The sequence below is a fragment of the Streptomyces lancefieldiae genome, assembly GCF_031845825.1.
In the GTDB taxonomy this organism is placed as follows: domain Bacteria; phylum Actinomycetota; class Actinomycetes; order Streptomycetales; family Streptomycetaceae; genus Streptomyces; species Streptomyces lancefieldiae.
In genome coordinates this window covers 158,769-175,084 of record NZ_JAVRFH010000013.1, presented here as the reverse complement: position 1 = coordinate 175,084, position 16,316 = coordinate 158,769, and the positions used below count along the sequence as shown (strand labels likewise).

General features: G+C 72.1%; 16 protein-coding genes. 7 read left to right on the top strand and 9 right to left on the bottom strand.

What is annotated here, in order from left to right:
• Nucleotides 1-18 precede the first annotated feature (18 nt).
• From RM812_RS16185 to RM812_RS16175, 3 genes are read right to left on the bottom strand one after another with little or no spacing between them, the layout of a single operon-like run.
• On the bottom strand, nt 19-1,152 hold the full coding sequence (locus RM812_RS16185; RefSeq protein WP_311573252.1) for an Mrp/NBP35 family ATP-binding protein: 1,134 nt from the start codon (nt 1,150-1,152) through the stop codon (nt 19-21).
• A 44-nt stretch (nt 1,153-1,196) separates the two neighbouring features.
• Nucleotides 1,197-1,799 carry a DUF1003 domain-containing protein gene (locus RM812_RS16180; RefSeq protein WP_311573251.1) on the bottom strand — a complete coding sequence of 201 codons (603 nt, stop codon included), beginning with the start codon at nt 1,797-1,799 and terminating at the stop codon, nt 1,197-1,199.
• Nucleotides 1,789-3,081, bottom strand: a complete 1,293-nt coding sequence (locus tag RM812_RS16175) for a magnesium transporter MgtE N-terminal domain-containing protein (RefSeq protein WP_311573250.1) — start codon at nt 3,079-3,081, stop codon at nt 1,789-1,791. Before RM812_RS16175 ends, RM812_RS16180 begins: the two co-directional genes overlap by 11 nt.
• Before the next feature lie 335 nt (nt 3,082-3,416).
• On the opposite strand from RM812_RS16175, the gene RM812_RS16170 reads away from it, so the two are divergent.
• Nucleotides 3,417-4,112, top strand: coding sequence for a hypothetical protein (locus tag RM812_RS16170; RefSeq protein ID WP_394816458.1), 696 nt, complete (start codon nt 3,417-3,419; stop codon nt 4,110-4,112).
• Nucleotides 4,113-4,283: 171 nt separating this feature from the next.
• On the opposite strand, the gene RM812_RS16165 is transcribed toward RM812_RS16170, so the two are convergent.
• Nucleotides 4,284-4,802: a hypothetical protein gene (locus RM812_RS16165; protein ID WP_311573248.1), complete on the bottom strand. Its 519-nt coding sequence runs from the start codon at nt 4,800-4,802 to the stop codon at nt 4,284-4,286.
• A 23-nt stretch (nt 4,803-4,825) separates the two neighbouring features.
• Entirely contained in the window at nt 4,826-5,941 is a 1,116-nt protein-coding gene (locus tag RM812_RS16160) for a magnesium and cobalt transport protein CorA (RefSeq protein WP_311573247.1), read from the bottom strand.
• Between the two features lie 514 nt (nt 5,942-6,455).
• Between RM812_RS16160 and RM812_RS16155 the strand changes: the two genes are divergently transcribed.
• From RM812_RS16155 to RM812_RS16140, 4 genes are all read left to right on the top strand, one after another.
• A complete protein-coding gene (locus tag RM812_RS16155) occupies nt 6,456-7,052 on the top strand; it encodes a suppressor of fused domain protein (protein ID WP_311573246.1) in 597 nt (198 codons plus the stop codon).
• 194 nt (nt 7,053-7,246) lie between these two features.
• Nucleotides 7,247-7,888, top strand: a complete 642-nt coding sequence (locus RM812_RS16150) for a DUF6758 family protein (protein WP_311573245.1) — start codon at nt 7,247-7,249, stop codon at nt 7,886-7,888.
• A gap of 182 nt (nt 7,889-8,070) precedes the next feature.
• Nucleotides 8,071-8,928, top strand: a complete 858-nt coding sequence (locus RM812_RS16145) for a PHP domain-containing protein (protein ID WP_311573244.1) — start codon at nt 8,071-8,073, stop codon at nt 8,926-8,928.
• Between the two features lie 55 nt (nt 8,929-8,983).
• Nucleotides 8,984-9,589 carry a MarC family protein gene (locus RM812_RS16140; protein ID WP_311573243.1) on the top strand — a complete coding sequence of 202 codons (606 nt, stop codon included), beginning with the start codon at nt 8,984-8,986 and terminating at the stop codon, nt 9,587-9,589.
• Between the two features lie 71 nt (nt 9,590-9,660).
• Here the strand turns inward: RM812_RS16140 and RM812_RS16135 are convergent, their stop codons facing one another.
• Nucleotides 9,661-9,813, bottom strand: a complete 153-nt coding sequence (locus tag RM812_RS16135; protein WP_007444413.1) for a hypothetical protein — start codon at nt 9,811-9,813, stop codon at nt 9,661-9,663.
• A 230-nt stretch (nt 9,814-10,043) separates the two neighbouring features.
• On the opposite strand from RM812_RS16135, the gene RM812_RS16130 reads away from it, so the two are divergent.
• Entirely contained in the window at nt 10,044-10,949 is a 906-nt protein-coding gene (locus RM812_RS16130) for an NYN domain-containing protein (RefSeq protein ID WP_311573271.1), read from the top strand.
• Between the two features lie 16 nt (nt 10,950-10,965).
• On the opposite strand, the gene RM812_RS16125 is transcribed toward RM812_RS16130, so the two are convergent.
• Both RM812_RS16125 and RM812_RS16120 read right to left on the bottom strand, forming a co-directional pair.
• Nucleotides 10,966-11,856, bottom strand: a complete 891-nt coding sequence (locus RM812_RS16125; RefSeq protein ID WP_311573242.1) for an alpha/beta fold hydrolase — start codon at nt 11,854-11,856, stop codon at nt 10,966-10,968.
• A gap of 106 nt (nt 11,857-11,962) precedes the next feature.
• Nucleotides 11,963-14,500, bottom strand: coding sequence for a DEAD/DEAH box helicase (locus RM812_RS16120; RefSeq protein ID WP_311573241.1), 2,538 nt, complete (start codon nt 14,498-14,500; stop codon nt 11,963-11,965).
• Between the two features lie 510 nt (nt 14,501-15,010).
• Here RM812_RS16120 and RM812_RS16115 point away from each other — a divergent pair.
• Nucleotides 15,011-15,757 carry a ferritin-like domain-containing protein gene (locus tag RM812_RS16115; protein ID WP_311573240.1) on the top strand — a complete coding sequence of 249 codons (747 nt, stop codon included), beginning with the start codon at nt 15,011-15,013 and terminating at the stop codon, nt 15,755-15,757.
• A gap of 145 nt (nt 15,758-15,902) precedes the next feature.
• Here RM812_RS16115 and RM812_RS16110 read toward each other — a convergent pair whose 3' ends face one another.
• The gene (locus RM812_RS16110; protein WP_311573239.1) at nt 15,903-16,172 is read right to left on the bottom strand and encodes a hypothetical protein; all 270 of its coding nucleotides are present in this window, start codon (nt 16,170-16,172) and stop codon (nt 15,903-15,905) included.
• Nucleotides 16,173-16,316 lie beyond the last annotated feature (144 nt).

Genomic DNA, 16,316 nt, shown 5'->3' with positions numbered 1-16,316 from the left:
CCCGTTCCGTACGGAACGTCAGAACTTGTTCTTCGGGGTGATCCCCAGCGACAGTCCCGACAGGCCCCGCTGACGGCCGCCCAGCTTCCCCGCGATCGAGCGCAGGGCCGCGCCCGCGGGGGAGTCCGGGTCGGACAGGACGACGGGCCTGCCCTCGTCGCCGCCCTCGCGCAGACGGACGTCGATCGGGATGGAGCCGAGGACCGGGACCGAGGCGCCGGTCGTGCGGGTCAGGCCGTCGGCGACCGCCTGGCCGCCGCCCGTGCCGAACACGTCGACCATCTCGCCGCAGTGCGGGCAGGGCAGCCCGGCCATGTTCTCGACCACGCCGACGATCTTCTGGTGGGTCTGGACGGCGATGGCGCCCGCCCGCTCCGCCACCTCGGCCGCGGCCTGCTGAGGAGTCGTCACGACCAGGATCTCGGCGTTCGGGACGAGCTGCGCGACCGAGATCGCGATGTCGCCGGTGCCGGGCGGCAGGTCGAGCAGCAGGACGTCCAGGTCGCCCCAGTACACGTCCGCCAGGAACTGCTGGAGCGCGCGGTGCAGCATCGGGCCGCGCCAGACGACCGGCGCGTTGCCCGGGGTGAACATGCCGATCGAGATGACCTTCACGCCGTTGGCGGAAGGCGGCATGATCATGTTCTCGACCTGGGTGGGCCGCCCGTCGGCGCCCAGCATGCGGGGCACGGAGTGGCCGTAGATGTCGGCGTCGACGACCCCGACCTTCAGACCGTCCGCCGCCATCGAGGCCGCCAGGTTCACTGTCACCGAGGACTTGCCGACGCCGCCCTTGCCGGAGGCGACCGCGTAGACCCGGGTCAGACTGCCGGGCTTGGCGAAGGGCACCTCGCGCTCGGTCTGGCCGCCGCGCAGGGCGGTGGCCAGCTCCTTGCGCTGCTCGTCGCTCATCACGTCGAGCTCGACGTCGACCCGCGTGACCCCCTCGACCCGGGACACCGCCTCCGTCACGCGCTGGGTGATCGTGTCCCGCATGGGGCAGCCGGAGACCGTCAGGTACACGGCGACCGCGACCGCTCCGTCCGCACCGATCGCCACCGACTTGACCATCCCGAGCTCGGTGATGGGCCGGTTGATCTCGGGGTCGTTCACCGTCGCCAGTGCCTCGCGCACCGCGTCTTCCGTAGCCATAAGCACGATGGTACGGCGCCGCCCACGGGGCACGGAAAGCCCCGTCACCGGTCGTGTACGTCACGTCCCCCGGACCGTTCCGCCGGGAATACCCCCGTGTCGCGGCGGTGGCCGTTCTGGCGGTCCTCCAGCTCCTTGAGCGCATCGTGCAGCTCAGAGCGGATCCAGTCCCGCGTCGCGACCTCGCCGAGGCCGATGCGCAGGGCGGCGATCTCGCGCGTCAGGTACTCGGTGTCGGCGATCGACCGCTCGTTCTGCTTGCGGTCCTGCTCAAGGTTGACCCGGTCCCGGTCGTCCTGCCGGTTCTGCGCGAGCAGGATCAAAGGGGCCGCATAGGAAGCCTGTAGCGAGAGCATCAGGGTCAGGAAGATGAACGGGTACTCGTCGAAGCGCAGACCGCTCGGCGCGGACACGTTCCACACCACCCAGACGATGATGACGACCGTCATCCAGACGATGAACCGCCCGGTCCCCAGGAAACGCGCGATGCGCTCCGACAGCCGTCCGAAGGCCTCCGGGTCCCACTCGGGCAGCAGGCGGCGGCGCGGCGCCCGGGGCTGGTCCAGGCGGGTGCCGCGGGAACGGGAGGCCGCCGTGGCCCCCGACAGCGCGCGCTCACGGGCCGCCGTCTCACGCTCAGGCGCCATCGGCACTCACCTCCGACGTCGTCTCGTCGAGGTGGTACTCGGTCTCCCGCCAGTCGTCGGGCAGCATGTGGTCCAGTACGTCGTCCACCGTGATGGCGCCCAGCAGCGCCCCGGACTCGTCGACGACCGGCGCCGCGACCATGTCGTACGTGGCGAAGAACCCGGCGACCACGGGCAGCGCGGCGTCCGGCTCCAGGGGCTGCAGATCGTCGTCGAGGATCGAGCCGACCAGGGTGTACGGGGGGTCGCGCAGCAGGCGCTGGAAGTGGACCGTGCCCAGGTACTTGCCGGTCGGGGTCTCCTCGGGCGGGCGGCAGACGTAGACCTGGGCCGCGTGTGCGGGGGACAGGTCGGGGTTGCGGATGCGGGCCAGGGCGTCGGCGACGGTCGCGTCGGGCCGCAGCACGATCGGCTCGGTCGTCATCAGACCGCCGGCCGTGTGCTCCTCGTACGCCATCAGTCGCCGCATGTCGGCCGCGTCGTCGGGCTGCATCAGGCTCAGCAGCCGTTCCTTGTCGTCCTCGGGCAGCTCGCCCAGCAGGTCGGCGGCGTCGTCGGGGTCCATCGCCTCCAGTACGTCCGCGGCGCGCTCCTCCTTGAGCTTGCCGAGGATCTCGATCTGGTCGTCCTCCGGCAGCTCCTCCAGTACGTCGGCCAGGCGGTCGTCGTCGAGGGCGGCGGCGACCTCGGCGCGGCGCTTGGGGGACAGGTGGTGCAGGACGTTGGCGAGGTCGGCGGGGCGCAGCTGCTCGAAGGTGGCGAGGAGGTTCTCGGCGCCCTGCCCCTGTTCCTCCACGGAGAAGCCGGTGACGCCGGACCACTCGACGGTCAGGGTCTCGCCCTTGTTGCGCCGGAAGGCGCCGCCCTTCCTCCCCTTGCGGACGAAGACCTTGTCGATCTCCCAGTCCCGGCGGGCGGGGAGCTGCTGCACCGACAGGTCCAGGACGGTGGCCTCCTCGCCGGTCTCGGTGAGCGTGACCCGCCGGTCGAGCAGCTCGCCGAAGACGAGGCGCTCGGTGGGCCGCTGCTCGAACCGCCGTACGTTGACCACCCCGGTGGTGATGACCTGACCGGACTCGATGCCGGTGACCCGGGTCATCGGCAGGAAGATGCGGCGGCGGGTGGCGAGTTCGACGACCAGACCCAGCACCCGCGGGGGTTTGCGGCCGACGCGGAGCATGACGACCAGATCGCGGACACGTCCCACCTGGTCGCCGGCCGGGTCGAACACGGCGATGCCGGAGAGGTGCGAGACGAAGATCCGGGGGGCGCCCGCTGCCATGGCCGCGGCTCCTTTTCCTATCGCGTGCGTCGGACTGCGCAGAGCTGTTTCGTACGGTGCCTCTTTTCCGAATTGCCCGCTCGGACGGGCTTCAGGCTAGCCCGTCCCGAACGGCTCCGCCCGGGTGGCCGGTCCGGACGGACTGGCTCCGTTCGCCCTCGGCGGCCCCGGTACGCTGCCGTAACGCCACACGGACCCCTGTCGGCTCGCCGCCGGCGCCCGCCGGTTCCGTGTCCGCCCGTTTCAACCCTTGTCAGCCGTTGTCAGCCCTTGTCAGAAAGGCGGTCCCGCCTGTGTCTGTGACTCCCCGGCGCCGAATCCGCAGGGCCGCCCTGATGGGCGCGGTGTGCGCCCTGGCGGTGACGGGAGCGGGGCTGACGGGATGCAGTGGCGAGGACCCCGACGCGGGGACCAACGGCGTCGGGAAGCTCCCGGCCGACGAGATCCACACCAAGGCCCGCGCGGTCGCCGAGTCCGCCGAAGCGGTACGTCTGCACGGGACCGTGGCCGCGGGCGGGAACACGTACACCCTCGACATGAGGCTGAAGCCCGACGGAGGCACGGGGTCGGTCGCCGCCGAGGGGACGACGTTCGGGCTGCTGCGCGTCGGCGAGCAGCTCTTCCTCAAGGCCGACGCCGGGTTCTGGAGCCACGACGGGGGAGACGCCGCGGCCGCCGGCAAGCTGGCCGGCAAGTACGTGAAGGTGCCGCAGGGCGATCCCGCCTACAAGAAGTTCAGTGGCTTCACGGACAAGGACGTCCTCCTCGGCGATCTGCTGACCCTGCACGGCACGGTGGAGACGGACGGCAGGCACGAGCAGGCGGGCGTGCGCACGGTCCGCATCACCGGCGGCCAGGGCGCCGGCGGCTCGCTGGACGTCTCCCTGGAGGGCACCCCGTACCCGCTGCGCCTGGTGCGGGCGGGCAGTGCGGGCACGCTCAGCTTCTCGGACTGGAACAAGGCCTTCCCGCTCGCGGCACCGGCCAAGGACGACACCCTGGACTACGGCAAGCAGCTGCCGACGTCCTAAGGCCTGTCTGACAATGCCCGTCGTCGCCCGGAGGGCGGCCTCGCGGCGTCAGGTGCGTGCTCTCGGCGTGCCGGGCGTAGAGCCTCGTACTGGATGTACTCGGCTCTGCGCCCGGTGCGGCGAGAGTGCGTGCATGGCGTCGCGAGGCAGGCGGGAATTGTCAGACAGGCCTTAGGACCTGCTCTTCTTCCGGCGCTTCAGCAGCAGGCGCGGCAGCCCCGCGGGGACCGGCTCGCGCGTCGTCGCCGGGGTGGGCAGCGGCGCCTCGGCCAGCGAACCGTCGGGCAGGGGCGCCGTAACACCCGTCGGCTCCAGGCGCAGCACTCGGCACTCGCGGGACCAGCGCTCGGTCATCGCCTCGCCGTCCGGGGCGTTGAGACGTTTGCCCTTGAGGTCGGCGACCGCCGCCTGCCACGCCTCGGAACCGGACGGCAGTTCCACGACCCGCGCCGCCCAGGAGACCAGCCGGCCCCCCTTGTCCTTGCTGCGCACCGTCACCTCGGCCGCCGCCCCGTCGGCCAGCCCCGGCAGCGGCTGCTCGCCGGGACCGTCGCCGATGACGCAGGCCGCCCCCTCGTGCCAGACGTGCCACAGCGCCCGGGTGGGCACCCCGGGGCCCTTGACCCAGATGAGGCCGGACTTCTTCGTGGCCTCCTCGACGAGGGCCTGGTCGAGCAACGCACTTGTCATGCGGCCAGCCTATCCAGCGCCGGTCACAGCCAGCCGTTGCGCTTGAGCGTGCGGTGGATGCCCAGACAGAGGCCGACCGTGATCGACAGGACCAGCGGATAGCCGTACTTCCAGTGCGTCTCCGGCATGTGGTCGAAGTTCATGCCGTACACGCCGCACACCATCGTCGGTACGGCGATGATCGCGGCCCACGAGGTGATCTTGCGCATGTCCTCGTTCTGCGCGACGGACGCCTGGGCGAGGTTGGCCTGGAGGATGGAGTTCAGCAGCTCGTCGAAGCCGATGACCTGCTCCTGCACCCGCGCCACGTGGTCGGCGACGTCCCGGAAGTACTTCTGGATCTCCGGGTCGATCAGCCGCATGGGCCGCTCACTGAGCAGCTGCATGGGCCGCAGCAGTGGCGACACCGCGCGCTTGAACTCCAGTACCTCGCGCTTGAGTTGGTAGATCCGGCCGGCGTCGGTGCCGCGCGGGCTGCCCTTGCGGCCCGGCGAGAAGACCTCCGTCTCGACCTCGTCGATGTCGTCCTGCACCGCGTCGGCGACCGCGATGTAGCCGTCGACGACGTGGTCGGCGATGGCGTGCAGCACCGCCGAGGGGCCCTTGAGCAGCAGCTCGGGGTCGTCCTGGAGCCGGTGCCGCAGTGCGCGCAGCGAGCCCTGCCCGCCGTGCCGGACGGTGATGAAGAAGTCCCGCCCCGTGAAGCACATGACCTCGCCGGTCTCGACGACCTCGCTGTTGGCGGTGAGTTCGTCGTGGTCGACGTAGTGGATGGTCTTGAAGACCGTGAACAGGGAGTCGTCGTAGCGCTCCAGCTTGGGCCGCTGGTGGGCCTGGACGGCGTCCTCCACGGCCAGCGGGTGCAGCCCGAACTCCCGGGCGATACCGGCGAATTCGTCCTCGGTGGGCTCGTGCAGGCCGATCCACACGAACCCGCCGTCACGGCGCACCTGGCGCATCGCCTGGTGCGGGCCGAGCGGCGCGTCCGTCTCGACGCGCATGCCGTCGCGGTAGACGGCGCAGTCGACGACGGCGGAGGCGGTCGCCGGGTCGCGGGTGGTGTCGTAGACGCCGGTGTCCTTGCGCAGGGAGACGCGGGACGGGCGGACCGCGGCGCGCAGGTCACGGATCATGGACATGGCAGGCTCCTTCGCGACGGGCAGCGAACGGGGCCGGTGACGGGTGGAACCGCCCGGAATGAGGACGTCCTGACTACGCGGGCTCGGCGCGTCCACAAAGCGGGGGGCACCGCACCGTTGCGGTGGCCGGCTTCGCTGCTGGTTCAGCTGCTGATCCGGACCGGTGGACCGGGTCAGGCACAACGAGACGAAGTGCTCTTCCGTGTGAAGGCGCGCGGGTGAGGGGGAGCGGCAGAGGGCAAGAGCCGGAGCTGCGGCGTCAGCGGCCGGAAGAGCGGGTGGTACTGCACGGTCGACTTCGGTCCATGCCAGCCCCACCTCCTCCGGTCGGTCCCTCGTGAGGGACGATCCATTCCCCTTGTTTGGAGGGGTTCCCCGTAGGGGAGTCTTCACAGTGTCGGGAGCTTGATCGCGACGCTGTGCGTGCTGCCCCGAACCGCTGACCCAGAGTATCAGTCGCCCGGCGTGTCAAGGTGCCGCTTTGCCGCTTCCCTACGAGTTCTATGCTCGCCGCATGGCTGATGTTCTTCCTCTGGTCGAGGCCCGGTTGCGCAGCGCGCTGGGCGAGCCGGACGCGCGCGCGGCGGTCACCTTCCTCGGCACCGACCGCATCGAGGTGCTGCGCTTCCCCGGCGGCGGCCAGGAGGGCGACATCGTCCGCTATGCCACCCTCGGCATGTCGTCGCAGCCCATGGCGGACCCCACGGCCGTGCTCGCCGACCCGGTCAAGGGCCCCCGCGCCGAGCTGGTCCTCTCCGTCCGGACCGGCCTCGCCGACACCGACAAGGTGCTCCGCCCACTCGCCGTGCTGGCCGCGTCCCCGCAGGTCGAGGGCGTGGTCGTGGCCCCCGGCGCCTCCCTGGACGTCGGTGAGGCGCTGTGGCCCGGGGCCCCGTTCACCTCGGTCCTGGTCGCCGAGCCGGGCGGCCTGGTCGAGGACCTGGAGCTCGACGCCCCGCTGGACCCCGTACGGTTCCTGCCGCTGCTGCCGATGACCGCGAACGAGGCCGCCTGGAAGCGGGTGCACGGCGCGCAGGCCCTTCAGGAGCGCTGGCTGACGCAGGGGACGGACCTGCGGGACCCGGCCCGCAGGTCCGTCTCCCTGGAGTGACGGGTCTCCTCAAGGTCCGTCTGCCGGGGGTGAGTCGGCGGCTCGGCCGCGGGGGCCCCGCTCGAGCCCAGTCGCGAGCGGGGGAGCGCGAGCGCGCGACGCCGTACGACGGCGAAGTTCCGCCGGCGGGCCTTTCCGCCCGGATGGGTGATCGTCCTTGACGTGGGCGAGTGAGGGTAGGACCGTGGGGCTCTATGAGGGGCGAACCCAGTTGCCCGAAGTGTGGTGGCCGGGTCAGGGCTCCCGGTCTCTTCGCCGATTCCTGGCAGTGCGACGTGCACGGTGTCGTGCATCCGCTCCAGCCCGTGCTCCCGCCCAGCGTCGAGGCGCTCGGGGTGGTGGTGCACCGCACGCAGGTGCCGGTGTGGATGCCGTGGCCGCTGCCGGTCGGCTGGCTGTTCACCGGCGTGACCTGTGCGGGCGACGACCGCAGCGGCGGCCGGGCGACCGCGGTGGCCTGCTCCGGACCCGGCCCGCTCGGCGGCATCGGTGAGCTGATCCTGGTCGCCGAGGAACTCGGCGTCGGCCTCGGCGCGCGGTACGCGGGCATCGACGCCCCGGACCCGGGCCCGTACATGAACGTCGAGAAGCCGCCCCAGGCCAAGGTCCTGGCCGCCGGCCGCCCGACCCCCCTATGGCACGTCTCCGGCGCACCCGTGGACCGAGCCGTCTTCGCCGGGGAGGCGCTCGGCATGTGGCTGTGGGCCGTCGTCTGGCCCGAGCGGTCCGGACTGCTGATGTACGAGGAGCTGGTGCTCACCGACCTGCGGGACGCGGGTGCCGAGGTGGAGCTGGTGCCGTGCGGGGCGCTGTCGCCGCGGCTGATCCAGCCGTAGCGCCGGGTGGTCGGGGTGCGCGCGGGAATGCTGCCGCGTCGCTGGTGAGTAGCCGGTGAGCAGCTGGTCAGTCAGCCGGTGCGTAGGGGGTGCAGGGCCGCTGCGGGTGTGACATCGGTGGGTGAAGTTCCGGTTATCCTTGAGCGTCCCCATCCGTCCCGTCACCGCCTGGAGTCAGCGTCGTGCGCATCGATCTGCACACCCACTCCACCGCATCCGACGGCACGGACACCCCGGCCGAGCTGGTGCGCAACGCCGCCGCGGCCGGGCTGGACGTCGTCGCGCTGACCGACCACGACACCACCCGCGGGCACGCCGAGGCCGTCGCCGCGCTGCCGGAGGGGCTCACGCTGGTCACCGGCGCCGAGCTCTCCTGCCGCACGGACGGCGTCAGCATGCACATGCTGGCCTACCTCTTCGACCCCGAGGAGCCCGCCCTGCTCGCCGAGCGCGAGCTGGTCCGGGACGACCGGGTGCCGCGGGCCCGGGCGATGGTCGCCAAGCTCAACGCGCTGGGCGTCCCGGTCACCTGGGAACAGGTCGCGCGGATCGCCGGCGACGGATCGGTCGGGCGGCCCCACGTGGCCTCGGCGCTCGTGGAGCTCGGCGTGGTGCCCACCGTGGGCGACGCCTTCACCCGGGACTGGCTGGCCGACGGCGGCCGGGCCTACGTGGAGAAGCACGAGACCGACCCCTTCGAGGCGCTCCGGCTGATCAAGGGCGCGGGCGGGGTCGCCGTGTTCGCGCACCCGGCCGCCGCCAAGCGGGGACGTACGGTGCCGGAGTCCACGATCGCCGAGCTGGCCGCCGCCGGACTCGACGGCATCGAGGTCGACCACATGGACCACGACGCGGCCACGCGGGCCAGGCTCCGCGGGACGGCGAAGGAGCTGGGGCTCCTGGTCACCGGCTCCAGCGACTACCACGGCAGCCGGAAGACCTGCGTGCTCGGCGAGTACACGACCGACCCCGAGGTGTACGGGGAGATCACGCGACGGGCGTTCGGGGCGTTCCCCGTGCCGGGGGCCGGCGGGGTCTGAACCCCGTCGCCCGCACGCCCACCTTTCACTCTTCCGCAAGGCCAGTAGCTCACCCATGTTCGACGTCGCCGTCTTCGGCTCTCTCTTCCTGACCCTTTTTGTCATCATGGATCCCCCTGGGATCACCCCGATCTTCCTCGCGCTGACCTCCGGTCGCCCCGCCAAGGTGCAGAAGCGGATGGCCTTCCAGGCCGTCTGTGTCGCCGGTGGCGTGATCACCGTGTTCGGTCTGCTCGGGCACCAGATCCTGGACTACCTGCACGTGTCCGTGCCCGCGCTGATGATCGCGGGCGGGCTGCTGCTCCTGCTCATCGCGCTCGACCTGCTCACCGGCAAGACGGACGAGCCGAAGCAGACCAAGGACGTCAACGTCGCGCTCGTACCGCTGGGCATGCCGCTGCTCGCCGGGCCCGGGGCGATCGTGTCGGTCATCCTGGCGGTGCAGAAGGCCGACAGCGTGACCACACAGGTGTCGGTGTGGACGGCGATCCTCGCGATCCATGTCGTGCTGTGGCTGGTGATGCGCTACTCCCTGCTGATCATCCGGGTCATCAAGGACGGCGGCGTGGTCCTGGTGACCCGCCTCGCCGGCATGATGCTCTCCGCGATCGCCGTGCAGCAGATCATCAACGGCGTCACCCAGGTGATCCGGGGCGCGTGAGCCGGGCATGCGCGAGGCCCCCCGCACGGCTTTCCGTGCGGGGGGCCTCGCATGCGTGCGGAAGGTCCGCGCTACAAGGCCGAGGTGTCGGCGGGGCGGATCCACAGACGCTGCCCGATGGCGGCGGCCTGCTGAACGATGCGGTTCACGGAGGCGGCGTCCACGACGGTCGTGTCCACGGGGGTTCCGTCGACGTCGTCGAGTCGCATGACTTCAAAGCGCATGGCCTCTCCCTTGATCTGGTCATCCTCCTGAGGAGAACTACTGGTGGGGCTCCCGGGTCGTCGGTGCCCGTGGTGCCGTATCTAGTCAACGGACTTCGTGTTACAAACATTCCCTACGCTAAAGAAATTTTTCGAACGTCTAACTACTGACCGGTAAGCCGCTCGGTGCGAGAGGGGCCGTACAAAGACTGACCGGGACCGGTTGTGTTCGAAGCGTGACCGCCAGGACAATGGACGTGATGAACGACGACCTCGCGTCCCTGAACGCCCGCATCGACCGCACCAACGAGCTGCTGCAGCGCATGCTCGCCGAGGTGGCGAAGACGCCCTCGACCCACGCGATCTTCGTGGACGCCGGGTACCTCTACGCGGCGGCCGGACGGCTGGTCACCGGGACCGAGGACCGCCGGGCCTTCGACCTGGACGCCGAGGGACTGATCGACGCGCTCATCGACAAGGCGCGCACGATCTTCGCGGACAGCCGCCTGCTGCGGGTCTACTGGTACGACGGCGCCCGGCGCCGCATCCACACCGCCGAGCAGCAGTCCATCGCCGAGCTGCCGGACGTGAAGGTCCGCCTGGGCAACCTGAACGCCAACAACCAGCAGAAGGGCGTCGACTCCCTCATCCGCTCCGACCTGGAGTCCCTCGCCCGCTACCGCGCCATCAGCGACGCGGCACTGCTCGGCGGCGACGAGGACCTGGTGTCGGCGGTCGAGGCCGCCCAGGGCTACGGCGCCCGCGTCCACCTCTGGGGCATCGAGGCCCCCGAGGGGCGCAACCAGGCCGACCCGCTGCTCTGGGAGGTCGACAGCCAGCGCACCTTCGACCTGGACTTCTTCAAGCCGTACGTCTCCCGGCGCACCGCCCACGCCTTCGAAGCGGCGGGTGCGGTCCGGCCGGGCCGCGAGGACGTCCGCTTCGTGGGCGCCCAGATCGCGGCGAAGTGGCTCGCCGCACGCGGCCGCGAGGCACTGGTGGAACTCCTCCCCGGCCACCCCTACCTCCCCGGCTCGGTGGACCAGGACCTGCTGGTCGAGGCCGAGGGGCTGCTCCAGTACTCGCTGCGCGGCCAGGCCGACCTGCGACGGGCGCTGCGGGACGGCTTCTGGGAGCACCTGCAGGCGCAGTACTAGAGCGTCCCCCTGCCCCTCAGGGGCGGGCCGGCCGCCGCTGTGCGGATACGCCGTCCCAGAAGTCGGCGAGGGCACGGGCGGTCGGCAGGGGCTGGTCGGTGTTGGGGGAGTGCTCGGCGCCGGGGATGACGGTCCGGCGCGCGTCGAGCCGCCGCGCCATCTCGTCGAGCAGGGGTACGGGCCAGGTGTCGTCGTAGGTGCCCGACAGCACGTGACAGGGCAGCGGTACGTCGGCGAGCTCGGCGACCCGGTCCGGCTCGCTGCACAACTGGCGCCCGGTGGCGAAGAGTTGGGCTGGCCTCGTGCCCAGCCAGCGGTTGCGCAGCCGTTGCGGGTCGCCCGGGCCGACGGCGGGTCCGCCGACCTCCTCGGGCGGCCCCATGGCCTGGATCACCTCCCAGACCTCGGCCATCGTCATGGTGTCGAGCGCGTCCCGCAGGAGCTTCACGCGCTGCTGCTGGGACTCGGAGATCCGTGCCGGACCCGAGGACATCAGCGTGACGGACTCGAAGGGCGCGTGGTCGAACAGGACGGCGGCGCGCGCGATCTGGCCGCCGAGGGAGTGTCCGACGAGATGGACACGCGTCCCGAGGGCGGCGACCTGCGCGAGCACGTCACGGGCCAACTCGGCCTGCGCGTAGACCGCTTCATCGTGTTCGGGTCCGTCGGACTCGTACTGTCCCCGCCCGTCGACGGCGACCGTACGGTATCCGCGTGCCCCGAGCGGCTCGTGCAGCAGCGTGAAGTCCTCCTTGCTCCCCGTGAACCCGGGCAGCATCAGCACCGTCCCCCTCGGCTCGACACCGTGGGCCACGGGCGAGTCGACGACGGCGAACTCGCCGCGCGCGGTACGCAGCCGGTACGCGCGGGCATCGGGGGGCGGGGCGAAGACGGCGTTCCTGCTCACGGGCAGAGGCTATCGGTCGGTCGGTGGCCCGGTGCGGCGGGAACGACGGCGGCCCGGGCCCGCGTGGAGTGCGGGACCGGGCCGACGGTCGGGTGAGCGGCGGGGATCAGCTCTCGCCGGACCCCGAGGGCTGCGTGGCAGCCGTGGCCGCCTTGCGGGTGCGGCGAGCCTTCGGCTTCGCCTCGGCCGTGTCGACCGCCGGCTCGGTGGCGGCGGCCGTGGCCTTGGCCGTGGTCTTCCGGGTCCGGCGCTTCGGTGCGGCCTCCGCCTCCTGAGAGGTCTGAGCCGGGATCTCGGCGGCGGTCGCGACGGGTTCGGCCGTCTTGCGGGTGCGGCGGCGCGGCTTGGCTTCCGCGGCCTCGGCGGTGTCGACGGCGGCTTCCGCGGCGGTGGCCTCGGGCTTGGTGCTCTCGGCCTTGGTGGTGGCCGTCTTGCGGGTGCGGCGGGGCTTGGCCTCGGTGGCTTCCGGTGCCTGTGCCACCACCTCGGTGGTCTCCGCTGCCTTGCGGGTGCGGCGGCGCGGCTTGGCTTCCGCGGCCTCGGCGGTGTCGACGGCGGCTTCCGCCTTGGCGGGCTCCGCCGTGGCGGTCTCGGCCTTGGTGGCGGCCGTCTTGCGGGTGCGGCGGGGCTTGGCCTCGGCGGCTTCCGGCGCCTGTGCTGCCTGGGCGGGGATGTCGGCGGCGGTCGCGACGGGCTCGGCCGTCTTGCGGGTGCGGCGGCGCGGCTTGGCTTCCGCGGCCTCGGCGGTGTCGACGGCGGCTTCCGCCTTGGCGGGCTCCGCCGTGGCGGTCTCGGCCTTGGCGGCGGCCGTCTTGCGGGTGCGGCGCGGCTTCGTCTCCGTCGGTTCGGACGCGGCCGCTGCCGTGCCGTCCGCCGTGTCGACCGCGGTCTCGGCGGTCGTGGCCGTGGCCTTGCGGGTGCGGCGGCGCGGCTTCTCCGCGGGGGCCTCGGCCGCCGGAACCTCGGCGATCGTCGGCTCGGCGACCGTCGGCTCCACCACCGACGGCTCGACCACGGGGGTCGTCTCCGGCGGGGCGGCCGGTGCCTCGGCCGACTTGCGAGTGCGGCGGCGGCGCGGCTTCGCCGGAGTCTCCGCCGCCTCCGGGACGTCGGTGACCTCGGAGACCGCGAGCGCGGTGGCCTCCGGCGTCTGTGCTGCGGGGGCGTCGGCCGACGCGGCCGCCACCGGCCGGCGCGACGGCTCGCCACCGCGCGTGCGGCGCCGGCGGCGCAGGGTACGGGGACCCTGGGCGGCGTCCGTGTCCGCGGCGCTGTCCGCGCCGCCGGTCACGACCTCGGGCGCGGTGGTCGCGGAGGCCTCCGTGTCCACCGGGGCGCCCGAGCGCATCCGGCGGCGGCGTCGCGGCGTCGTACGGGACGAACCTTCGCGCTCGGCGGGACGCGACTCGGCCCGGTCACCCCGGCCACCGCGCGTGCGGCCACCGCGGCCGCCCGGCTCGCCCAGGTCCTCGAGCTCCTCCGCGTCCAGTCCGGCGCGCGTACGCTCCGAGCGCGGCAGGACGCCCTTGGTGCCCTCGGGGATGCCGAGGTCGGAGTAGAAGTGCGGGGAGGTGGAGTACGTCTCCGGCGGGTCGTTGAAGCCCAGCTCCAGCGCCTTGTTGATCAGCTGCCAGCGCGGGATGTCGTCCCAGTCGACCAGCGTGATCGCCGTACCCTTGGCGCCCGCGCGGCCGGTGCGGCCGATGCGGTGCAGGTACGTCTTCTCCTCTTCCGGCGACTGGTAGTTGATGACGTGCGTGACGCCCTCGACGTCGATGCCGCGGGCGGCGACGTCGGTGCAGACGAGCACGTCCACCTTGCCGTTGCGGAAGGCGCGCAGGGCCTGCTCGCGGGCGCCCTGGCCGAGGTCGCCGTGGACCGCGCCGGAGGCGAAACCGCGCTGCTTGAGCTGGTCGGCCAGGTCGGCCGCCGTCCGCTTGGTGCGGCAGAAGACCATGGCCAGTCCCCGGCCGTCGGCCTGCAGTATGCGCGCCACCATCTCGGGCTTGTCCATGTTGTGCGCGCGGTAGATGAACTGCTTCGTGTTCGCGACCGTCGCGCCCTCGTCGTCCGGCGAGGTGGCGCGGATGTGGGTGGGCTGCGACATGTACCGGCGGGCGAGTCCGATGACCGCGCCAGGCATGGTGGCCGAGAACAGCATGGTCTGGCGCCTGGGCGGCAGCATGTTGATGATCTTCTCGACGTCGGGCAGGAAGCCCAGGTCGAGCATCTCGTCGGCCTCGTCGAGGACCAGGCACTTGATGTGCTTCAGGCTCAGCTTCTTCTGGCCCGCGAGGTCCAGCAGGCGGCCCGGGGTGCCGACGATCACGTCGACGCCCTTCTTCAGGGCCTCCACCTGCGGCTCGTAGGCCCGGCCGCCGTAGATCGCGAGGACGCGCACGTTGCGCGCCTTGCCCGCGGTCAGGAGGTCGTTGGTGACCTGCTGGCACAGCTCGCGCGTCGGGACGACGACGAGGGCCTGCGGGGCGTCGGTGAGGGCCTCGGGCGCGGCGCGGCCGGCCTCAACGTCGACGGGGACGGTGACGCGCTCGAGGAGCGGAAGGCCGAAGCCCAGCGTCTTGCCGGTGCCGGTCTTGGCCTGGCCGATGACGTCCGTGCCCGACAGGGCCACGGGGAGCGTCATCTCCTGGATGGGGAAGGGAGTGGTGATGCCGACGGCTTCGAGGGCTTCGGCGGTCTCGGGGAGGATCCCGAGGGATCGGAACGTCGTAGTCAGGGTGCTGCCTCTTCTGTGTACGTGGTGCGAGGCGAGCGCGCGGGTCGTGCCGGACCGTGTCGGGGACGTCGGCCGCCTTACGGGAGCCGTAGGACACGGGACCTCTGTCGACGCTCCAGCGCTCGTACCACTGAGGGTCCCCCTCCGAATCCCGTACGCAGTGTGGCGTACGGGAGGAGGGCTGTCGGGTCGGAGCCGATCGGGCCACCGACCGGGCATCCTCATACGTGCGGCCCGTCGAAGACGTCACGTACCCGTACGTCACATACTCGGCAGGCGCATTACCACCATACCCCGGATTCGCGCACATGCGATGGCCGATTTGGTCACGTAGTCGTCGTCACACTGGCCGACCGGGGGTGCTCGGGGTCCACCGGGGGCCGTCCGGCAGGCGGAGGGCGGGCTATTGTGCGCTGCATGACGAGCTCTGACAAGCCTGGCAACGCCGCAGACGCCCCCGCCGAAACCACGTCGGTCGCCGCCCGGGACTGGGCGACGGCCGCCGCCGACCCCCAGTACCGTGCCGCTGTCGTGGACCTGCTCGGCGCGCTCGCGTACGGCGAGCTGGCGGCGTTCGAGCGGCTCGCGGAGGACGCCAAGCTGGCGCCCACGCTGGCGGACAAGGCGGAGCTGGCGAAGATGGCGTCGGCGGAGTTCCACCACTTCGAGCGGCTGCGCGACCGGCTCGCCGAGATCGGTGAGGAGCCGACGGCGGCGATGGAGCCGTTCGTGGCCGCCTACGACGGCTTCCACCGGCAGACGGACCCCTCCGACTGGCTGGAGGGACTCGTCAAGGCCTACGTCGGCGACTCCATCGCCAGCGACTTCTACCGCGAGGTCGCGGCCCGCCTCGACTCCGGCACCCGCGAGCTGGTGCTGGCCGTGCTCGACGACACCGGGCACGCCGGTTTCGCCGTGGAGAAGGTGCGTGCGGCGATCGACGCCGACCCGCGTGTGGGCGGGCGGCTCGCGCTGTGGGCGCGGCGGCTGATGGGGGAGGCGCTCTCCCAGTCCCAGCGGGTGGTGGCCGACCGGGACGCGCTGTCGACGATGCTCGTGGGCGGCGTCGCGGACGGCTTCGACCTCGCCGAGGTGGGCCGGATGTTCTCCCGGATCACCGAGGCGCACACCAAGCGGATGGCGGCGCTGGGCCTGGCGGCCTGATCACGGCCGTCGGACGGAACCGACGGCGGCGGGACCACGGCCACGGGCGGCTGGTGGCTGCGGGTGAGGGGTCGCCGACGAGCGGCCGATCACCTGCGGGCGGCTGGACGCCGTCGGTGCGGGCGCCAGCGCGGTCGGCCGTCGGTCAGGCGGTCGCCGACCGGCGGCGGAGTCTTCCCGCGGGGCGCAGCAGCAGCGACAGCGAGGCCGCGGAGAGGGCCGCCGAGCCCAGGAGGACCAGCAGGAGACCGCCGGCACCCAGCGCGGTGTGCGTCACGAACGCTCCGAAGAGGGCCCCGGCGATTCCCGTCGGCAGCACCAGCACACGGGCCGGGAGGCGGTGCGGCAGACGGTGGGCGGCGGCCCATGCCAGCGCCAAACCGAGGATCGCGGCGCTGAGCGCTTCCAAGAGCATGTCGGGGTCCCTCCCACATGGCCGGCCTGCCCCAAACGGTCACAGCCGTCTTACCCCTGACCTGCGGAATGCAATCCTCCCCTGTGGGTGAACCGTGAGCCCCGCATGTGAACGGGAAGTCCGTACGTGAACGGGAAGAGCGGG